This window comes from Pseudonocardia kujensis, from assembly GCF_021283305.1.
Lineage (GTDB): Bacteria > Actinomycetota > Actinomycetes > Mycobacteriales > Pseudonocardiaceae > Pseudonocardia > Pseudonocardia kujensis.
The window spans coordinates 22452-42736 of sequence record NZ_JAJSOK010000006.1; the positions used below are offsets into that span (position 1 = coordinate 22452).

Genomic DNA, 20285 nt, shown 5'->3' on the forward strand with positions numbered 1-20285 from the left:
CTCAGTTCTCCCCGTTGCTGCTCGGCGCCGGCGCCTCGGCGGTCGCGGTGGCCGTGCCACCCGACTGCTCGGCGGCGGCACGCCCGGCGTCGGTGCTGGTCGCGGTCGTGCCCGAGGCACCGGAACGACGGCGGGCCGGACGCTCGCGGCGCGGGCCGCGGCCCGGCGCCTCGGCGGCGGGGGCGTTCTCCCGGCGGCCGCCGACGACGTCGCCCTTGTAGATCCAGACCTTCACGCCGATGCGGCCGAAGGTCGTCCGGGCCTCGAACAGGCCGTAGTCGATGTCCGCGCGCAGCGTGTGCAGCGGGACGCGACCCTCGCGGTAGAACTCCGAGCGCGACATCTCCGCGCCGCCGAGGCGGCCGGAGCACTGCACCCGGATGCCCTTCACCTGCGGCGAGCGCATGGCCGACTGGATGGCCTTGCGCATCGCGCGGCGGAAGGCCACGCGGTTGGACAGCTGCTCGGCGACGCCCTGCGCCACGAGCTGCGCGTCCGACTCGGAGTTCTTGACCTCGAGGATGTTGAGCTGGACCTGCTTCTTGGTCAGCTTCTCGAGGTTGCCGCGGATGCGGTCCGCCTCGGCGCCACGGCGGCCGATCACGATGCCCGGACGGGCGGTGTGGATGTCCACCCGCACGCGGTCCCGGGTCCGCTCGATCTCGACCTTGGAGATGCCGGCCCGCTCCATGCCCTTCGAGAGCATGCGGCGGATCTCGACATCCTCCTTCACGTACTCCGCGTACTGCTTGTCGGCGTACCAGCGCGACTTCCAGTCCGTGGTGATGCCCAGGCGGAAGCCGTGCGGGTTGATCTTCTGCCCCATCAGCGGGCCCTCCCCTTCGCACCACGACGGCCGGCCTTCGCGGGCGCGGACTCGACCTCGATGGTGATGTGGCTCGTCCGCTTGCGGATCCGGTATGCGCGGCCCTGGGCCCGCGGCCGGATGCGCTTGAGCGTCGGCCCCTCGTCGACCATGGCGACGGCGACCACGAGGGTCTCCGGGTCCATGTCGAAGTTGTTCTCGGCGTTGGCCGCGGCGCTCGCCACGACCTTCGCCACCGGCTCGGCGGCGGCCTGCGGCGAGTACCGCAGGATCGCCAGGGCCTCGTTCACCGGCAGGCCGCGGACCAGGTCCACGACACGACGGCACTTGGTCGGCGACATGCGCACGAACCGGGCCTTCGCCAGCGCTCGAGCGGGCTCGAGCGCGGCGTCGGCGGTGCTGGCTGCGTCAGCCATCTACTCCCACCTCTCCTTTGTCGCTACTCGGTCCGCCTCAGCGCCTGCGCGCCTTGCGGTCGTCCTTGATGTGGCCACGGAACGTGCGGGTGGGAGCGAACTCCCCCAGCTTGTGGCCGACCATCGAGTCGGACACGAAGACCGGCACGTGCTTGCGGCCGTCGTGCACCGCGATCGTGTGGCCGATCATGTCCGGGATGATGGTGGACCGTCGGCTCCACGTGCGGATGACGGTCTTCTTGCCGGACTCGTTGAGGGCGTCCACCTTCTTGAGCAGGTGGTCGTCCACGAAGGGGCCCTTCTTCAGGCTGCGCGGCATCTCTTACCTCCCTGCTCAGCGCTTCTTGCCGGTACGGCGCCGGCGGACGATCAACTTGTCGGACGGCTTGGTGCGGCGGGTGCGGCCCTCGGGCTTGCCCGCGGGGTTGACCGGGTGGCGGCCACCCGAGGTCTTGCCCTCACCACCACCGTGCGGGTGGTCGACCGGGTTCATGGCGACACCACGGACGGTCGGGCGCTTGCCCTTCCACCGCATACGGCCGGCCTTGCCCCAGTTGATGTTGGAGTGCTCGGCGTTGCCCACCTCGCCGACGGTGGCGCGGCAGCGCACGTCGACGTTGCGGATCTCGCCGGACGGCATGCGCAGCTGCGCGTACGGACCGTCCTTCGCCACCAGCTGCACGCTCGAGCCGGCCGAGCGCGCGATCTTCGCGCCGCCGCCGGGGCGGAGCTCGATCGCGTGCACCACGGTGCCGGTCGGGATGTTGCGCAGCGGCAGGTTGTTGCCGACCTTGATGTCGGCCTTCGGGCCGGCCTCGACCTTGTCGCCCTGCTTGAGCCGTGCCGGCGCGAGGATGTAGCGCTTCTCGCCGTCGGCGTAGTGCAGCAGCGCGATGCGGGACGTCCGGTTGGGGTCGTACTCGATGTGCGCGACCTTGGCCGGGATGCCGTCCTTGTCGTTCCGCCGGAAGTCGATCAGGCGGTACGCACGCTTGTGGCCGCCGCCCTGGTGGCGGGTGGTGATCTTGCCGTGCGCGTTCCGGCCGCCCTTGCTGTGCAATGGACGGATCAGCGACTTCTCCGGCGTGGACCGGGTGATCTCCGCGAAGTCGGAGACGCTGGAACCGCGGCGGCCGGGAGTCGTCGGCTTGTACTTACGGATACCCATGGGTCAGCTCGCTCCCTCAGCTCGCCCGGGCACCGAAGACGTCGATGTCCTTGCTCTCGGCCGAGAGCGTGACGATCGCGCGCTTGGTGTCCTTGCGCTTGCCGTAGCCGGTGCGGGAGCGCTTGCGCTTCCCGGGGCGGTTCAGCGTGTTGACGCTGGTCACCTTGACCCCGAACACCTGCTCCACGGCGATCTTGATCTGGGTCTTGTTCGCGTCGGGGTGGACCAGGAAGGTGTACTGCTTCTCGTCGAGCAGCGAGTAGCTCTTCTCGGACACCACCGGCGCGAGCAGGATGTCGCGCGGGTCGGGGATCACTTCGCAGCCTCCTCGGCACGCTTCGTCTTGACGGCGATGGGGCCGGCGAGGAACGCGTCGAGCGAGGCCTGCGTGAACACGACCGCGTCGTTGACCAGCACGTCGTAGGTGTTCAGCTGGTCGGGCGCGATGAGGTGCACCTGCGGCAGGTTGCGCAGGCTCAGCAGGTTCACCGTGTCGTCCCGGTCGACCACCGCGAGCACGCGGGTGTCGGCGCCGGCGACGGCCTCGATGGCCTGGCGGGCGGACTTCGTCGAGGGGGTGTCCCCGTCGACGAGCCCGGAGACGACGTGGACGAGGCCGGCGCGGGCCCGGTCCGACAGCGCGCCGCGCAGGGCGGCGGCCTTCATCTTCTTCGGGGTCCGCTGGCTGTAGTCGCGCGGCGTCGGGCCGTGGACCGTGCCACCGCCGGCGAACTGCGGCGCGCGGGTCGAGCCCTGGCGGGCGCGGCCGGTGCCCTTCTGGCGGTACGGCTTCTTGCCGCCACCACGGACCTCGCCGCGGGTCTTCGTGTCGTGCGTGCCCTGGCGGGCCGCGGCCTGCTGGGCCACGACGACCTGGTGCATCAGCGGCACGTTCGCGGTCACGTCGAAGACGTGGGCCGGGAGCTCGACGCTGCCGGCCTTGGTGCCCGCGGCGTCCTTGACGTCGACGGTGCTCACTTCGCACCACCCTTCGCGGCGCTCTTCACCACGACGAGGCCGCCGCGGGGCCCGGGGACGGCGCCCTTGATCAGCAGCAGGCCGCGCTCGGCGTCGACGCGGTGGATCTTCAGGTTCTGCGTGGTCTGACGGGCGACGCCCATGCGGCCGGCCATGCGCAGGCCCTTGAACACGCGGCCCGGGGTGGCGCAGCCACCGATGGAGCCCGGGGAGCGGTGCTTGCGCTGGGTACCGTGCGAGGCGCCCAGACCGGCGAAGCCGTGCCGCTTCATGACACCCGCGGTGCCCTTGCCCTTGGTCGTGCCGACCACGTCGACGATCGAGCCGGTCTCGAAGGCCTCGGCGGTGATCTCCTGGCCGAGCTCGTACGTCGCGGCGTCCGTGGTGCGCAGCTCGACGGAGTAGCGGCGAGGGGTCACGCCGGCCTTGGCGAAGTGCCCGGTCTCGGGCTTGTTGACCTTGCGCGGGTCGATGGCACCGAAGGCGAGCTGGACCGCCTCGTACCCGTCCTTCTCCTGCGAGCGGATCTGGGTCACGACGTTCGGCCCGGCCTGGACCACGGTGACCGGAACCACGCGGTTGTTCTCGTCGAATACCTGGGTCATCCCGAGCTTGCGCCCCAGGATCCCGGTGATCTGCCTGTCGCTCATCGGTGCCCTACTGGATGTTGACGTCGACGCTGGCCGGCAGGTCGATGCGCATGAGCGCGTCGACCGTCTTCGGCGTCGGGTCGAGGATGTCGATCAGCCGCTTGTGCGTGCGCATCTCGAAGTGCTCGCGCGAGTCCTTGTACTTGTGCGGCGAGCGGATGACGCAGTACACGTTCTTCTCGGTCGGCAGCGGCACAGGACCGACGACACGAGCACCGGTACGCGTCACCGTCTCCACGATCTTGCGAGCAGACGCGTCGATTGCCTCGTGGTCGTAGGCCTTGAGCCTGATGCGGATCTTCTGTCCCGCCATGGTCGTGGGTCGTCCTCTTCTTCCTGCCGCTGCTTCACGGTGTCTCCGGGTGTCCCACCCCGAGGGGAGCCCCGACCAGTACTACGTCGCACCACCGGCACCGACGCGCGCGAGTCTCGGCCGACTCGGGCATCCGATGCGGACCGGGCGTCCGCGCTCTGTTCAGGTCTCACCCTCTGGGCTCCGGTCCACGAGGTCGGGCGTGTCGCCCTACTGCTCGCATACCGGTCCCCGGGTCACCGCTTCCCCCAGGGGGGGTCGCTTCAATCCGGGGTCGGCGCCTCGGACGACTCACGGAGTATCGGAGAGATCCGACTTCCGTGCGCCCGCCCTTCGCGCGCAACCCGTCAAGGATGCCACACCGCAAAGTGGGCCCCTCAACCGGGGTGCGGCCCGTGCCCCACGAGGGGACACGGGCCGCGGAACGGTCTTACTTGTTGATCTTGGTGACCTGGCCGGCGCCGACGGTCCGACCACCCTCGCGGATGGCGAACTGCAGGCCCTCCTCCATGGCGATCGGCTGGATCAGCTGAACGCTCATGGTGGTGTTGTCACCCGGCATGACCATCTCGGTGCCCTGCGGAAGGGTCACCACGCCGGTCACGTCCGTCGTCCGGAAGTAGAACTGCGGACGGTAGTTGTTGAAGAACGGCGTGTGGCGGCCGCCCTCGTCCTTGCCCAGGATGTAGACCTGGCCCTCGAACTCGGTGTGCGGGGTGATCGAGCCCGGCTTCACGACGACCTGGCCGCGCTCGACGTCCTCGCGCTTGATGCCGCGGAGCAGGAGGCCGACGTTCTCGCCCGCGCGACCCTCGTCGAGGATCTTGCGGAACATCTCGACACCGGTGACGGTGGTCGAGGTCGACTTCTCGCGGATGCCGACGATCTCGACGGTCTCGTTGACCTTCACGATGCCGCGCTCGATACGGCCGGTGACGACCGTGCCGCGACCGGTGATCGTGAAGACGTCCTCGACCGGCATCAGGAACGGCTTGTCGGTGTCGCGCTCCGGCTCCGGGATCGCCTCGTCGACGGCGTCCATCAGTTCGAGGAGCTTGGCGCCCCACTCGGCGTCGCCCTCGAGGGCCTTGAGCGCCGAGACGCGGACGATCGGGAGGTCGTCGCCCGGGTACTCCTGCGAGGACAGGAGCTCGCGGACCTCGAGCTCGACGAGCTCGAGGATCTCCTCGTCGTCGACCATGTCGGCCTTGTTCAGCGCGACCACGATGTAGGGCACGCCGACCTGGCGGGCGAGCAGCACGTGCTCACGCGTCTGCGGCATCGGGCCGTCCGTCGCGGCGACCACCAGGATGGCGCCGTCCATCTGCGCCGCACCGGTGATCATGTTCTTGATGTAGTCGGCGTGACCGGGGCAGTCCACGTGCGCGTAGTGCCGCTTCTCGGTCTGGTACTCGACGTGCGCGATGGAGATGGTGATACCGCGCTGGCGCTCCTCGGGCGCCTTGTCGATGTTCTCGAACGCCGAGGCCTCGTTGAGGTCCGGGTACTTGTCGTGCAGAACCTTGGTGATGGCCGCCGTCAGCGTGGTCTTGCCGTGGTCGATGTGACCGATGGTGCCGATGTTGACGTGCGGCTTGGTCCGCTCGAACTTCGCCTTCGCCACTGCAGTGTCCTCCTGGACTTGTTCTTGTCTCCGCCGTGCTGACGGCAGGTCTTGGGGGTTCGAGGTGCGGGCCGCGAACAGGCGGGTGACCCTACCCGCCCGCGGACCGCGCCTCGCGAGGGGCCCGGACTACTCGCCGGTCGCCTTCGCGATGATCTCCTTCGCCACGTTGGTCGGGACCTCCGCGTACGAGTCGAAGACCATCGTGTAGTTGGCCCGGCCCTGGGTCCGCGACCGCAGGTCGCCGACGTAGCCGAACATCTCCGAGAGCGGGACCAGCGCCTTGACGACGCGGGCGCCCGCCCGCTCCTCCATGGCCTGGATCTGGCCGCGGCGGGAGTTGAGGTCGCCGATCACGTCGCCCATGTAGTCCTCGGGCGTGGTGACCTCGACCGCCATCATCGGCTCGAGGATGGCGGGCGACGCCTGGCGCGCGGCCTCCTTGAGGGCCATCGAGCCGGCGACCTTGAACGCCATCTCGGACGAGTCGACCTCGTGGTACTGGCCGTCGAGCAGGGTCAGCTTGATCCCCGTGAGGGGGTAGCCCGCGAGCACGCCGTACTGCATGGCGTCCTGCGCGCCGGCGTCGACGGACGGGATGTACTCCCGCGGCACGCGACCACCGGTGACCTTGTTCTCGAACTCGTACAGCGCACCGTCGGCCGTGTCGAGCGGCTCGAGCTTGATGATGACCCGGGCGAACTGCCCCGACCCACCGGTCTGCTTCTTGTGCGTGTACTCGTACTTGTCGACGGTCTTGCGGATCGTCTCCCGGTAGGCCACCTGGGGCTTACCGATGTTCGCCTCGACCTTGAAGTCGCTCTTCATCCGGTTGACGAGCACCTCGAGGTGGAGCTCGCCCATGCCGGCGATGATCGTCTGCCCGGTCTCGTCGTCCAGCGAGACCTGGAAGGTCGGGTCCTCCTCGGCGAGCTTCTGGATCGCCGTGGAGAGCTTCTCCTGGTCCGCCTTGGTCTTCGGCTCGACCGCGACCTGGATGACCGGGTCCGGGAACGTCATCGACTCGAGCACGATCGGCGCCTGCGGGTCGCTGAGCGTGTCGCCGGTGGTCGTGTCCTTGAGGCCGATGACCGCGTAGATGTGGCCGGCCAGGGCCTCGTCGACCGGGTTCTCCTTGTTGGCGTGCATCTGGAAGAGCTTCCCGATGCGCTCCTTGCGGTCCTTGGTCGAGTTGATGACCTGGGAGCCCGCGGCGACCCGGCCCGAGTACACCCGGACGTAGGTCAGCTTGCCGAAGAACGGGTGCGCGGCGATCTTGAAGGCGAGCGCCGAGAAGGGCTCCTCCTTCGAGGGCTTGCGGCTGGCGGGGGTCTCCCCGTCCGGCAGCGTGCCCTCGACCGGCGGCACGTCGTACGGCGACGGCAGGTAGTCGATCACCGCGTCGAGCATGGGCTGGACGCCCTTGTTCTTGAACGCGGAGCCGCACAGCACCGGGTAGGCGGAGCGGTCCTTCACGATCTGCCGGACGCCGGCCTTGATCTGCTCGACGGTGAGCTCCTCGCCGCCGAGGTAGAGCTCCATGAGCTCGTCGTCGGTCTCGGCGACCGCCTCGAGGAGGGCGGTGCGGTACTCCTCCGCCTTCTCGACCAGGTCGGCCGGGATCTCCTCGACGGTGTAGTCCTCGCCCTTCTGGACGTCACCGCGCCAGGTCAGCGCGCGCATCTCGACCAGGTCGACGACGCCGATGAAGTCGCTCTCCGAGCCGATCGGCAGCTGGAGCGGCAGGGGCGTGGCCGCGAGCCGGTCCTTGATGGTGCCGACGGTGAAGTAGAAGTCCGCGCCCAGCTTGTCCATCTTGTTGACGAAGCAGATGCGGGGGACGTCGTACTTGGTGGCCTGCCGCCAGACCTGCTCGGACTGCGGCTCGACCCCCTCCTTGCCGTCGAAGACCGCGACCGCGCCGTCGAGCACGCGCAGCGAGCGCTCCACCTCGACGGTGAAGTCGACGTGGCCGGGCGTGTCGATGATGTTGATCTGGTGGTCTTTCCAGAAGCAGGTCGTCGCGGCGGACGTGATCGTGATGCCGCGCTTCTGCTCCTCCTCCATCCAGTCCATCGTGGCGGCGCCGTCGTGGACCTCACCGATCTTGTAGTTGATCCCGGTGTAGTACAGGATCCGCTCGGTGGTGGTGGTCTTGCCGGCGTCGATGTGCGCCATGATGCCGATGTTGCGGACCTTCGTCAGGTCCGTCAGCACGTCCCGTGCCACGTTCAGCTCACTTCCCCTGGGAAAAGGTTGGCGCGGACGGTCGGCCCGTCACCAGCGGTAGTGGGCGAAGGCCTTGTTGGACTCCGCCATCTTGTGCATGTCCTCGCGCCGCTTCACGCTGGCGCCGAGGCCGTTGCTCGCGTCGAGCAGCTCGTTCATGAGGCGCTCGACCATGGTCTTCTCGCGGCGCTGCCCGGCGTAGCTCACCAGCCAGCGCAGGCCGAGGGTGGTCTGCCGGACGGCGCGGACCTCGACCGGGACCTGGTAGGTCGCGCCACCGACACGGCGGCTGCGGACCTCGAGGGCCGGCTTGACGTTGTCCAGCGCGCGCTTCAGCGTGACGACCGGGTCGGTGCCGGTCTTCTCGCGGGTGCCCTCGAGCGCGGCGTACACGATCCGCTCGGCGAGCGAACGCTTGCCGTCCTTCAGCACCTTGTTGATCAACTGCGTCACGAGCGGCGAGCTGTAGACCGGGTCGGAGACCAGCGGCCGCTTCGGGGCGGGGCCCTTGCGAGGCATCAGCTCTTCTCCTTCTTGGCGCCGTAGCGGCTACGGGACTGCTTCCGGTTCTTCACACCCTGGGTGTCCAGCGACCCGCGGATGACCTTGTACCGGACACCCGGCAGGTCCTTCACACGGCCACCGCGGACGAGCACGATGCTGTGCTCCTGCAGGTTGTGACCCTCGCCGGGGATGTACGCGGTGACCTCGATGCCGCTGCTCAGCTTGACGCGCGCGACCTTCCGCAGCGCGGAGTTCGGCTTCTTCGGGGTCGTCGTGTAGACGCGCGTGCAGACCCCGCGGCGCTGGGGCGAGCCCTTGAGCGCGGCGGTCTTGGTCTTCGCGACCTTGTCCTCGCGGCCCTTGCGGACCAACTGCTGGATCGTGGGCATGAACCCTCTGCTTCTTCCCTACTCGTGATGCTCAGGTGTCTCGCCCGTGCGGCTGCCCGGGCGGGCGGTCGTGCGCCGCCCGATCGTGGTCACGGGCCGCTTCCACCCCGGCCCGCCGGACCGCGAGGTCGGGCGTGTCGCGCCCGGCGCGACCGCCCCGGAGTCGGGGAACTCCGCGGAGGTGTCCAGGACGGACGAGGGCACGCGTGATCGCGCGCAAGTCCCAAGGGTACGCGGCCGGTCTGACGAGGGTCAAAACGGGTCCGCCCAGGGCAGTGGCGGGGCCTGCGGGCCTTCCGCCGGCCATCTCCGGGCCACTCTCGCGTCGCCTGGGAGGCTGCCCCAGCGGGACCCGCGATGCAAGCAGGCTCACCCGCTCGTCGCAGATCGACTCGCGCTCGTCGCACGTCGACGACCTGCGGACGCCCGGTCACCGGCCTGGCCCGCGCGGGCCGCCGTTGCCCCGGTCGCCCCGCTCCGCGGGCCCGTGACGCGGCCCTACGGTTCGATCATGCGCCTCACACTGCCGTGCGCCGCCGTCCGGGCCGCCACCCGGTTGCTCGTGGCCCCCGCACTCTCGCCCCGGCTGCCGACCCCGGTCTCACGGGCGCTCGTCGACCTCCAGGGCCGACTGCTCCCCGTCCCCCGTGGCACCCGCTCCACCTCCTCGTCGCTCGGCGGCCGGCCGTCGGTCCGCGTGTCGGTCCCCGGCAGCCGCGACGACCGCCCCGTGCTCTTCCTGCACGGCGGCGGCTACGTGGTCGGCTCCCCCGCCTCGCACCGTTCGCTCGGGGCGTGGCTGGCCGAGGCGACCGGCGGGACCGTGCACCTGCTGGACTACCGGCTGGCGCCCGAACACCCGTACCCCGCGGGGCTCGACGACGCCGAGCGCGCGTTCCGGGCACTCCTCGACGCCGGATACTCCCCTCAACGCATCGCCCTCGCCGGAGATTCCGCGGGCGGCGGACTGGCCGTGGCACTGCTGCTGCGGCTGCGCGCGGCCGGCCTCCCGCTGCCCGGGAGCGTCGGGCTGATCTCGCCCTGGCTCGACCTCGACCTCACCGACCCGGCCATCGCCCGCAACACCGGGCGGGACGCGATGCTGGGGCCCGGCCTGCTGCGCGCGGGCAAGCGGTCGTACCTGCGCGGTGGCGAGGCCGTCGACCCGGAGCTGCGGCCGCTGGAGGCCGACCTGTCCGGCCTGCCGCCGCTGCACGTCGTCGCCGGAGCGGACGAGGTCCTGGTGGGCGACGCGGACCGGCTGGTCGAGCGGGTGCGCGCGGCCGGCGGCGCGGTCACCTACACCCGCGCCGAGGGCATGTGGCACGACCACGTGCTCGAGGCCGGGCTGCTCGGCCGGGCGCACGCCGACCTGCGCGAGCTCGGGGCGGCGATCCGCCACGACCAGGCGGAGCGGCGGGTGCGGGTCGCGGTCGTCGGCGCCGGGTTCGGCGGGATCGGGATGGGCGTCGCACTGCGCGAGGACGACCTCGCCGACGTCACCGTCCTCGAGAAGGCGCCGCAGGTCGGCGGGGTCTGGCGGGACAACACCTACCCGGGGGCGGCCTGCGACGTCCCGTCGAACCTGTACTCGTACTCCTTCGCCCCCGGCGACTGGAGCCGCCGCTTCGCTCCGCAGCCGGACATCCTGCGCTACCTGCGCACCGTCGCGGCGGACCACGACCTGGAGCGGGACATCAGGCTCTGCACCGAGGTCACCGGCGCCACCTGGGACGACGACGCCGCCGTCTGGCGGATCCGGACCAGCGGCGGCGACCTGGAGGCCGAGGCCCTCGTCGCGGCGTGCGGGCAGCTCTCGCACCCCGCGACGCCCGACCTGCCCGGCGTCGAGCGGTTCCCGGGCCCGGTGTTCCACTCCGCGCGCTGGGACGACACGGTCGACCTGAAGGGCAAGCGGATCGCCGTCGTCGGGACGGGGGCGAGCGCCATCCAGTTCGTGCCGGCGATCGCGCCCGACGCCGAGCAGGTCACCGTCTTCCAGCGCTCGGCGCCGTACGTCATCCCCAAGCCGGACCGCCCGTACGGCCCGCGGGCGTTCTCCCTGCGGTTTCGCGCCTGGCACCGCACCGCGCGCACCTTCTGGGCCGGGTTCTTCGAGTTCGGCGCGCTCGGCTTCACCGCGATCCGGCCCTTCGCGTCGGCGTTCGGCCTGCTGCACCGCGCGCAGCTGCGCCTGCAGATCCCGGACGCGGGGCTGCGGGAGCGCATCGCGCCCGACTACCCCGTCGGCTGCAAGCGGGTGCTGATCTCCTCGGACTGGTTCCGCGCGCTCGCCCGGCCGAACGTCGACGTCGTCACCGAGAAGATCTCGGAGGTGACCGAGGAGGGCGTGGTCGCCGCCGACGGGACGCTGCACCGGGCGGACGTCATCATCTTCGGCACGGGCTTCCGCACCCAGGACTTCCTGGCACCGATGCAGGTCGTGGGCCGGGAGGGCCGCGAGCTGTCCGCGGAGTGGCGGGAGGGGGCGCGGGCGCACCTGGGCATCACCGTGCCGGGCTTCCCCAACCTGTTCCTGCTCTACGGCCCGAACACCAACGTCGGTTCGGGCTCCATCGTGCACATGCTCGAGTGCCAGATCCGCTACGCCCGCGAGGGCATCCGGCGGCTCGCCACCGGGACGCGCTCGCTGGAGGTGCGGCCCGACGCCGCCACGGCCTACGACACCGAGATGCAGTCACGGCTCACGGACAGCGTGTGGACGGAATGCGTGAGCTGGTACCGCACGGACTCCGGCCGGATCACCAACAACTGGCCCGGCACCATGCTGGAGTACCGCCGCCGCACCTCCGCCCTCGACGAGGGCGAGTACGTCACGACCTGAGCGACCGCCAGAACGCGTCATGGCTCCACAACGCGCCCGAAGCGGCCGCCAGAACGCGTTATGGCTCCATAGTGCGCCGGAAGCGGCCGGTCAGAACGCGTTATGGCTCCACAACGCGCCCGAAGCCGCCGCTAGAACGCGTTATGGCTCCATAGTGCGCCCGAAGCGGCCGTCAGAGCACGTTATGGCTCCATAACGCTTCGCACCCCTCCGGCAGGTGCCCGCAGGAGGGGTGCGTCGTTCTCCGCCCCGGTCCGCTCGCGTGCTGCTCAGCCGGGTGCTGGTTCCGGTCGGGGCTCGTTCGACCCGGGTGCCGGCTCGACCCGTGCCGGCTGGAGCTTGCGCCGGCTCGACCCGGTCCTGGTTTGCTCGCACACGTCGTGGAGCGCCGCACACCCCTGAGGCCCCGTCGGCACCCCCTCGGCGGTACTCGCACAGGCCGTCGACCGGGTGTGCGACGCGGCGTCCGACACCTCGGCGGGTGTCGCGCACCCCGCACGGGCCTCGTGCACCGCAAGGTGGCGGCACACCCCGGAACCCGTGGGCATGCCTGTCGGTCGGGCCCTGAGAACGGCGACGGGGCCGGCGCCCGAAGGCGCCGGCCCCGTCGCTGACCGCGGCGGCGACTAGCGGTAGTCGCGACCGAAGTCGTAGTCGTCCAGCGGAACCGCGGCACCGGTGCCCGTGCCGAACACGTCGGGGCTGTAGTAGCCGTCGTCGTAGCTCGGCAGCGCGTAGGCGGCCGCGCGGGCCTCCTCCGTGGGCTGCACCTGGATGTTGCGGTACCGGCCGATCCCCGTTCCGGCGGGGATCAGCTTACCGATGATCACGTTCTCCTTCAGCCCGACGAGCTTGTCGCGCTTCCCGTTGATCGCGGCGTCGGTGAGGATCCGGGTGGTCTCCTGGAACGAGGCCGCGGACAGCCACGACTCCGTCGCCAGCGAGGCCTTCGTGATGCCCATGAGCACCGGGCGGCCGGAGGCCGGCTCGTTGCCCTCGGCGACCACGCGCCGGTTCTCCGACTCGAACTCGCCCCGCTCGGCGAGCGCGCCGGGCAGGAACTCGGTGGCACCCGAGTCGATGATCGTGACCCGGCGGAGCATCTGCCGGACGATCACCTCGATGTGCTTGTCGTGGATGTCCACGCTCTGCGTGCGGTACACCTTCTGCACCTCACGCACCAGGTGCAGCTGCACCTCGCGCGGGCCCATGACGCGCAGCACCTCGTGCGGGTCCGCCGTGCCCTCGAGGAGCAGCTGGCCGACCTCGACGTGGTCGCCGTCGCGGAGCGGGCGCTCCTCGCCGTCGGCCACCGTCATGGCGAGCCACTGCCGCTTCGACAGCTTCTCGTAGACGATCTCCTCGCCCCCGTCGTCCGGGATGAGGGTGATCTTCCAGAAGCGGTCGCCGTCCTCGATGCGGATGCGGCCGTCGACGTCCGCGATCGGCGCCTTGCCGCGCGGGACACGGGCCTCGAAGAGCTCCGTGACACGCGGCAGACCGGTCGTGATGTCGTCGCCCGCGACACCGCCCTGGTGGAAGGTACGCATCGTCAGCTGCGTGCCCGGCTCACCGATGGACTGGGCCGCGACGATGCCGACCGCCTCGCCGACGTCGACCAGCTTGCCGGTCGCCATGGAGCGGCCGTAGCAGGTCGCGCAGATGCCGGTGGCCGACTCGCAGGTCAGCGCGCTGCGCACGCGGATCTGCCGGACGCCCGCCGCGACCAGCGCGTCGAGCGCCGGGTCGCCGAGGTCGCCGCCCTTGGCCACGATCACGTTGCCGTCGGCGTCCGTGACCTCCTCGGCCGAGCTCCGCGCGTACACCGACGTGCGGATGTAGCGGTGCGGGATGAGGCGGCCGTCGGCCGTCTCCTCCGTGACCGGCATGGTGACCGCGCGGGAGGTGCCGCAGTCGACCTCGCGGACGATGACGTCCTGCGAGACGTCGACCAGACGACGGGTCAGGTAGCCCGAGTCGGCGGTCCGCAGCGCGGTGTCCGCCAGACCCTTCCGGGTGCCGTGCGTGGAGATGAAGTACTCCAGCACGGACAGGCCCTCGCGGAAGTTCGCCTTGATCGGGCGGGGGATGTACTCACCCTTCGGGTTGGCGACCAGACCACGCATACCGGCCAGCTGCCGGACCTGCGTCATGTTGCCCGCCGCCCCGGACTTCACGATCGTGGGGATCGGGTTGTCCTCGGGGAAGTTGTCCTCCATGGCCTTGGCGACCTCTTCGGACGCCTGGGTCCAGATCTTGACCATCTCGTCGTTGCGCTCCTGGTGGGAGAGCGCACCGCGCTGGTACCGCTTGTTGACCTGGTCGGCCTTGGCCTCGTAGCCGTCGAGGATCTCCTGCTTGTTCGGCGGGACCACGACGTCGTCGATCGCCAGCGTGACACCGGACCGGGTGGCCCAGTAGAAGCCGGCGTCCTTGAGGCGGTCGAGCACCTGCGCGACCTCGGTCATCGAGTAGCGCTCGGCCAGGTCGTTGATGATCGCGGCCTGACGCTTCTTCGGCAGCGGCTCGTTGACGAACGGGTAGTCCGCCGGCAGCAGCTCGTTGAACATGACCCGGCCGAGGGTCGTCTCGGCGCGCCAGACGTCCCCCTCCTCGAGCACGGTGCCCGGAGTCGGCGTGACGCCGGGCAGCCGGATCTTGATCGGGGCCTGCAGGTGCAGCGTCTTGCGGTCGTAGGCCATGACGGCCTCGGCCTCGGAGCTGAACGACTGGCCCGCACCCGGGGCGTCCGGGCGCTCGCGGGTCAGGTGGAACAGACCCGTGACCATGTCCAGACGCGGCATGGCGAGCGGGCGGCCCGACGCCGGCGAGAGGATGTTGTTGCTCGAGAGCATCAGCACCCGGGCCTCGGCCTGGGCCTCGGCCGACAGCGGCAGGTGGACCGCCATCTGGTCGCCGTCGAAGTCCGCGTTGAACGCCTCGCAGACCAGCGGGTGCAGCTGGATGGCCTTGCCCTCCACCAGCTGCGGCTCGAAGGCCTGGATGCCGAGGCGGTGCAGCGTCGGCGCGCGGTTGAGCAGCACGGGGTGCTCGGAGATGACCTCCTCGAGCACGTCCCACACCTGCGAGCGGCCGCGCTCGACCATCCGCTTGGCGGACTTGATGTTCTGCGCGTGGTTCAGGTCGACCAGGCGCTTCATCACGAACGGCTTGAACAGCTCCAGCGCCATCTGCTTGGGCAGACCGCACTGGTGCAGCTTCAGCTGGGGGCCGACGACGATGACCGAACGGCCGGAGTAGTCGACGCGCTTGCCGAGCAGGTTCTGGCGGAACCGGCCCTGCTTGCCCTTGAGCAGGTCGGACAGCGACTTGAGCGGCCGGTTGCCCGGGCCCGTGACCGGACGGCCGCGGCGGCCGTTGTCGAACAGCGCGTCGACGGCCTCCTGCAGCATCCGCTTCTCGTTGTTGACGATGATCTCGGGCGCGCCGAGGTCGATCAGTCGCTTGAGGCGGTTGTTCCGGTTGATGACCCGGCGGTACAGGTCGTTCAGGTCGCTCGTGGCGAAGCGGCCACCGTCGAGCTGCACCATCGGGCGCAGGTCCGGCGGGATGACCGGGACGCAGTCGAGCACCATGCCCATCGGCGAGTTGCCGGTGGACTGGAAGGCGGCGACGACCTTGAGGCGCTTGAGGGCGCGGAGCTTCTTCTGCCCCTTGCCGCTGCGGATGATCTCGCGCAGCTTCTCGGCCTCGGCCTCGATGTCGAAGTTCTCCAGCAGCTTCTGGATCGCCTCGGCACCCATGGCGCCGGTGAAGTAGTCGCCGTACCGGTCGTAGAGCTCGCGGTAGAGCCCCTCGTCCGGGATCAGCTGCTGGGTGTCCAGCTTGGCGAAGGTCGTCCAGATCTCGTCGAGCCGGTCCAGCTCGCGCTGGGCGCGGTCACGGAGCTGGCGCATCTCGCGCTCGCCACCCTCCTTGACCTTCCGGCGGACGTCGCTCTTGGCGCCCTCGGCCTCGAGCTCGGCGAGGTCGGCCTCGAGCTTCTGGGCCCGGGCCTCGAGGTCGCCGTCGCGGCGCTGCTCGACCCGCTTGCGCTCCACGCTCATCTCGTTCTCGAGCGTGGACAGGTCCTGGTGGCGCAGTTCGCTGTTGACCGACGTGATCACGTAGGCGGCGAAGTAGATGATCTTCTCGAGATCCTTCGGCGCCAGGTCGAGCAGGTAGCCCAGCCGGCTCGGCACACCCTTGAAGTACCAGATGTGCGTGACGGGGGCGGCCAGCTCGATGTGGCCCATGCGCTCACGCCGCACCTTGGCGCGGGTGACCTCCACGCCGCAGCGCTCGCAGATGATGCCCTTGAACCGGACGCGCTTGTACTTGCCGCAGTAGCACTCCCAGTCCCGGGTCGGCCCGAAGATCTTCTCGCAGAAGAGGCCGTCCTTCTCGGGCTTGAGGGTGCGGTAGTTGATGGTCTCCGGCTTCTTGACCTCACCGTGCGACCACTGGCGGATGTCCTCGGCGGTGGCCAGGCCGATGCGCAGCTCGTCGAAGAAGTTGACGTCGAGCAAGATGTGTCCTCAATCGTCGTTAGTGCACTAGCGCTGCAGTTGGGGGGGTTGTTGGGGGGGCTGTACTGATCAGAGCCCCCCCAACTGTCAGTTGACGACGTCGTCGACGGACATCGAGTCCGAGCCCGGGCGGCTGGACAGGTTGATGCCCAGGTTCGCCGCCGCGCGCTCGAGGTCCTCGTCGTCCGTGTCGCGCATCTCGATCGCCGCGCCGTCGCTGGAGAGCACCTCGACGTTCAGGCACAGCGACTGGAGCTCCTTGAGGAGCACCTTGAACGACTCCGGGATGCCCGGCTCGGGGATGTTCTCCCCCTTGACGATGGCCTCGTAGACCTTGACCCGGCCCACCACGTCGTCCGACTTGATGGTGAGCAGCTCCTGCAGCGTGTAGGCCGCGCCGTACGCCTGCATCGCCCAGCACTCCATCTCGCCGAAGCGCTGGCCGCCGAACTGGGCCTTACCGCCGAGCGGCTGCTGGGTGATCATCGAGTACGGGCCGGTCGACCGCGCGTGGATCTTGTCGTCCACCAGGTGCGCCAGCTTCAGGATGTACATGTAGCCGACGGCCACCGGGAACGGGTACGGCTCGCCGGAGCGCCCGTCGAACAGCTGCGCCTTGCCGTCCGGGCCGACCATGCGGTCGCCGTCGCGGTTCGGGCGCGTGGACCCGAGCAGCCCGGTGATCTCGTGCTCCTTGGCGCCGTCGAACACCGGCACCGCGGTGTTCGTGTTCGGCGGCACGGAGTAGAGCTCCTCGGGCATCATCTTCGCCCAGTCCGGGTTGCCGTCGATCTCCCAGCCGGACTTGGCGATCCACCCGAGGTGGGTCTCCAGGACCTGGCCGATGTTCATGCGTCGCGGCACGCCGTGCGTGTTCAGGATGATGTCGACCGGCGTGCCGTCCGGCAGGAACGGCATGTCCTCGGCGGGCAGGATCTTGCCGATGACGCCCTTGTTGCCGTGGCGGCCGGCGAGCTTGTCGCCGTCGGAGATCTTGCGCTTCTGGGCCACGTAGACGCGGACCAGCTCGTTCACGCCGGGGGGCAGCTCGTCGTCGTCGTCCCGGGAGAAGACCCGGATGCCGATGACCTTGCCGTTCTCGCCGTGCGGCACCTTCAGCGAGGTGTCGCGGACCTCGCGCGCCTTCTCGCCGAAGATCGCGCGGAGCAGGCGCTCCTCCGGGGTCAGCTCGGTCTCGCCCTTCGGGGTGACCTTGCCGACCAGGATGTCGCCGGGCTGGACCTCGGCGCCGATCCGGATGATGCCGCGCTCGTCCAGGTCCGCGAGGACCTCCTCGGAGACGTTCGGGATGTCCCGGGTGATCTCCTCGGCGCCGAGCTTGGTGTCCCGGGCGTCGATCTCGTGCTCCTCGATGTGGATCGAGGTGAGCACGTCGTCCTGCACGAGGCGCTGCGACAGGATGATCGCGTCCTCGTAGTTGTGGCCCTCCCACGGCATGATCGCCACGAGCAGGTTCTTGCCCAGCGCCATCTCACCGTTCTCGGTGCACGGCCCGTCGGCGAGCACCTGGCCCACCTCGACCCGCTGGCCCTCGTCGACGATCGGCTTCTGGTTGTTGCAGGTGCCCTGGTTGGAGCGCCGGAACTTGTTCAGCCGGTACGTCTGGCGGGTGCCCTCGTCGGCCATGACGGTGATGTAGTCGGCGCAGAGCTCCTCGACCACACCCGCCTTCTCGGTGACGACGACGTCGCCGGCGTCGACCGCGGCGCGCAGCTCCATGCCGGTGCCGACCAGCGGCGCCTCGGAACGGAGCAGCGGCACGGACTGGCGCTGCATGTTCGCGCCCATCAGGGCGCGGTTCGCGTCGTCGTGCTCGAGGAACGGGATGAGCGCGGTCGCGACCGACACCATCTGCCGCGGCGAGACGTCGATGTACTCGACGCCCGTCGGCGGGATCAGGTCGACCTCGCCGCCCTTGCGGCGGACCAGGACGCGGTCCTCGGTGAAGGAGCCGTCCTCGTTCAGCGGCGCGTTGGCCTGCGCGATGACGAAGCGGTCCTCCTCGTCCGCGGTCAGGTAGTCGATCTGCTCCGTGACGACGCCGTCGACGACCTTGCGGTACGGCGTCTGGATGAAGCCGAACGGGTTGACCTGCGCGAACGTGGACAGCGAGCCGATCAGGCCGATGTTCGGGCCCTCAGGGGTCTCGATCGGGCACATGCGGCCGTAGTGCGACGGGTGCACGTCGCGGACCTCGAAGCCCGCGCGCTCCCGCGACAGACCGCCCGGACCCAGCGCGGACAGGCGCCGCTTGTGGGTCAGGCCGGCCAGCGGGTTGTGCTGGTCCATGAACTGCGACAGCTGCGAGGTGCCGAAGAACTCCTTGATCGCGGCCACGACGGGCCGGATGTTGATCAGGGTCTGCGGCGTGATGGCCTCGACGTCCTGCGTCGTCATCCGCTCGCGGACGACGCGCTCCATCCGGGACAGGCCGACGCGGACCTGGTTCTGGATGAGCTCGCCGACCGTGCGCAGGCGACGGTTGCCGAAGTGGTCGATGTCGTCCGTCTCGACCGGGATCTCGGTCTCGCCGTCCTTGGCCTTCATCGAGGTCTCACCGGCGTGCAGGCGGACGAGGTACTCGATGGTGGTGGCGATGTCCTCCTCGGTCAGCGTGCCGACCTCGGTGGGCTCCGCCAGGCCCAGCTTCTTGTTGACCTTGTAGCGGCCGACCTTCGCCAGGTCGTAGCGCTTGTCCTTGAAGAACAGGTTCTCGAGCAGCGTCTGGGCGCTCTCGCGCGTCGGCGGCTCGCCCGGGCGCAGCTTGCGGTAGATGTCGAGCAGCGCCTCGTCCTGGCCGGCGGTGTGGTCCTTCTCCAGGGTGGCGAGGATCGTCTCGGAGAAGCCGAAGCGCTCCTGGATCTGCTCGGTCGTCCAGCCCAGCGCCTTGAGCAGCACGGTGACCGGCTGGCGGCGCTTGCGGTCGATGCGGACGCCGACGGTGTCGCGCTTGTCGACGTCGAACTCCAGCCACGCCCCGCGGCTGGGGATGACCTTGACCGAGTAGACGTCCTTCTCGGTGGTCTTGTCGATGGCGTGGTCGAAGTACACGCCGGGCGAACGGACGAGCTGCGACACGACGACGCGCTCGGTGCCGTTGATGATGAACGTGCCCTTGTCCGTCATCACGGGGAAGTCACCCATGAACACCGTCTGGCTCTTGATCTCGCCGGTGGTGTTGTTGGTGAACTCCGCGGTGACGAAGAGCGGGGCACCGTAGGTCATGTCCTTGTCCCGGCACTCCTCGACGGAGGCCTTGACCTCGTCGAAGCGCGGGTCCGAGAAGGACAGCGACATGGAGCCCGAGAAGTCCTCGATGGGAGAGATCTCCGTGAGGATCTCCTCGAGACCCCCGACCGGGTTCTCGTCCCCCGCGTCGATGCGGCGCTGGAACCACGCCTCGTCCCCGACCAGCCACTGGAAGGACTGGATCTGCAGGTCGAGGAGGTCCGGCACCTCGAGCGGCTCGGCGATCTTCGCGAACGAAACTCGGGTGGGTGCGCCAGGGAAGTTGGGGTTCGCCGAGACGACGCTCCCCGGGTTCGCAGTGGTCACGGTGGCGCGGGAGACAGCCAAGATGCGTCCTTCCGAGAACTACGCTCTCGTCTGGCGGGCACTGCCCCCGAGGCGCTACCGTTCGGCGTCACCGCACCGGTACCGGTCCGGCGGTCTGCGACGTGTCGGGTGGCCAGGGAGCTGAACTCGCCGTTCGTTGTCAGGGCGCCACGCTCCGACCAGGTCCGCCGAGCACCCTGGCGAACCTTCCCGACCCGGCCTTTCGACCGGCGGACTT

General features: G+C 69.7%; 15 protein-coding genes. 1 reads left to right on the forward strand and 14 read right to left on the reverse strand.

From position 1 onward, the window contains the following. Position 1: 1 nt before the first annotated feature. From rpsC to rpsL, 12 genes are all read right to left on the reverse strand, one after another. Positions 2-826, reverse strand: a complete 825-nt coding sequence (gene rpsC, locus LWC35_RS06425) for a 30S ribosomal protein S3 (protein WP_232868962.1) — start codon at positions 824-826, stop codon at positions 2-4. Further along, a complete protein-coding gene (rplV, locus tag LWC35_RS06430) occupies positions 826-1242 on the reverse strand; it encodes a 50S ribosomal protein L22 (protein ID WP_232868963.1) in 417 nt (138 codons plus the stop codon). The genes rpsC and rplV overlap by 1 nt, the downstream gene beginning before the upstream one ends. 37 nt (positions 1243-1279) lie before the next feature. Beyond that, a complete protein-coding gene (rpsS, locus tag LWC35_RS06435; protein ID WP_020622935.1) occupies positions 1280-1561 on the reverse strand; it encodes a 30S ribosomal protein S19 in 282 nt (93 codons plus the stop codon). A gap of 15 nt (positions 1562-1576) precedes the next feature. Continuing rightward, on the reverse strand, positions 1577-2410 hold the full coding sequence (gene rplB / locus LWC35_RS06440) for a 50S ribosomal protein L2 (protein WP_232868964.1): 834 nt from the start codon (positions 2408-2410) through the stop codon (positions 1577-1579). A 16-nt stretch (positions 2411-2426) separates the two neighbouring features. Next, complete coding sequence (gene rplW, locus LWC35_RS06445; RefSeq protein ID WP_232868965.1) at positions 2427-2726, reverse strand: 50S ribosomal protein L23; 300 nt, start codon at positions 2724-2726, stop codon at positions 2427-2429. Beyond that, entirely contained in the window at positions 2723-3388 is a 666-nt protein-coding gene (gene rplD / locus LWC35_RS06450) for a 50S ribosomal protein L4 (RefSeq protein ID WP_232868966.1), read from the reverse strand. Before rplD ends, rplW begins: the two co-directional genes overlap by 4 nt. Next, positions 3385-4038 (reverse strand): 50S ribosomal protein L3, encoded by a 654-nt coding sequence (rplC, locus tag LWC35_RS06455; RefSeq protein WP_232868967.1) that lies wholly within the window; start codon positions 4036-4038, stop codon positions 3385-3387. Before rplC ends, rplD begins: the two co-directional genes overlap by 4 nt. 7 nt (positions 4039-4045) lie before the next feature. After that, a complete protein-coding gene (rpsJ, locus tag LWC35_RS06460; RefSeq protein WP_003938093.1) occupies positions 4046-4351 on the reverse strand; it encodes a 30S ribosomal protein S10 in 306 nt (101 codons plus the stop codon). 430 nt (positions 4352-4781) lie between these two features. Beyond that, entirely contained in the window at positions 4782-5975 is a 1194-nt protein-coding gene (gene tuf / locus LWC35_RS06465) for an elongation factor Tu (RefSeq protein WP_232868968.1), read from the reverse strand. A 129-nt stretch (positions 5976-6104) separates the two neighbouring features. Then, positions 6105-8204, reverse strand: coding sequence for an elongation factor G (fusA, locus tag LWC35_RS06470; protein ID WP_232868969.1), 2100 nt, complete (start codon positions 8202-8204; stop codon positions 6105-6107). A gap of 48 nt (positions 8205-8252) precedes the next feature. Beyond that, on the reverse strand, positions 8253-8723 hold the full coding sequence (gene rpsG / locus LWC35_RS06475; protein WP_037046089.1) for a 30S ribosomal protein S7: 471 nt from the start codon (positions 8721-8723) through the stop codon (positions 8253-8255). Then, the gene (gene rpsL, locus LWC35_RS06480; RefSeq protein WP_037046087.1) at positions 8723-9097 is read right to left on the reverse strand and encodes a 30S ribosomal protein S12; all 375 of its coding nucleotides are present in this window, start codon (positions 9095-9097) and stop codon (positions 8723-8725) included. Before rpsL ends, rpsG begins: the two co-directional genes overlap by 1 nt. A gap of 511 nt (positions 9098-9608) precedes the next feature. Between rpsL and LWC35_RS06485 the strand changes: the two genes are divergently transcribed. Then, on the forward strand, positions 9609-11942 hold the full coding sequence (locus LWC35_RS06485) for an alpha/beta hydrolase fold domain-containing protein (RefSeq protein ID WP_232868970.1): 2334 nt from the start codon (positions 9609-9611) through the stop codon (positions 11940-11942). 626 nt (positions 11943-12568) lie between these two features. Here LWC35_RS06485 and LWC35_RS06490 read toward each other — a convergent pair. Together LWC35_RS06490 and rpoB are read right to left on the reverse strand one after the other, a co-directional pair. Then, complete coding sequence (locus tag LWC35_RS06490; RefSeq protein ID WP_232868971.1) at positions 12569-16471, reverse strand: DNA-directed RNA polymerase subunit beta'; 3903 nt, start codon at positions 16469-16471, stop codon at positions 12569-12571. 87 nt (positions 16472-16558) lie between these two features. Further along, entirely contained in the window at positions 16559-20068 is a 3510-nt protein-coding gene (gene rpoB / locus LWC35_RS06495; RefSeq protein ID WP_232868972.1) for a DNA-directed RNA polymerase subunit beta, read from the reverse strand. Positions 20069-20285 lie beyond the last annotated feature (217 nt).

Bases quoted from the DNA above. Each gene is read 5' to 3' on its own strand.
- rpsG (WP_037046089.1), bottom strand. From the start codon at position 8,723: ATGCCTCGCAAGGGCCCCGCCCCGAAGCGGCCGCTGGTCTCCGACCCG.
- rplV (WP_232868963.1), bottom strand. From the start codon at position 1,242: ATGGCTGACGCAGCCAGCACCGCCGACGCCGCGCTCGAGCCCGCTCGA.
- rpsL (WP_037046087.1), bottom strand. From the start codon at position 9,097: ATGCCCACGATCCAGCAGTTGGTCCGCAAGGGCCGCGAGGACAAGGTC.
- rplB (WP_232868964.1), bottom strand. From the start codon at position 2,410: ATGGGTATCCGTAAGTACAAGCCGACGACTCCCGGCCGCCGCGGTTCC.
- rplC (WP_232868967.1), bottom strand. From the start codon at position 4,038: ATGAGCGACAGGCAGATCACCGGGATCCTGGGGCGCAAGCTCGGGATG.
- LWC35_RS06485 (WP_232868970.1), top strand. From the start codon at position 9,609: ATGCGCCTCACACTGCCGTGCGCCGCCGTCCGGGCCGCCACCCGGTTG.
- rpsS (WP_020622935.1), bottom strand. From the start codon at position 1,561: ATGCCGCGCAGCCTGAAGAAGGGCCCCTTCGTGGACGACCACCTGCTC.
- rpsC (WP_232868962.1), bottom strand. From the start codon at position 826: ATGGGGCAGAAGATCAACCCGCACGGCTTCCGCCTGGGCATCACCACG.
- rpsJ (WP_003938093.1), bottom strand. From the start codon at position 4,351: ATGGCGGGACAGAAGATCCGCATCAGGCTCAAGGCCTACGACCACGAG.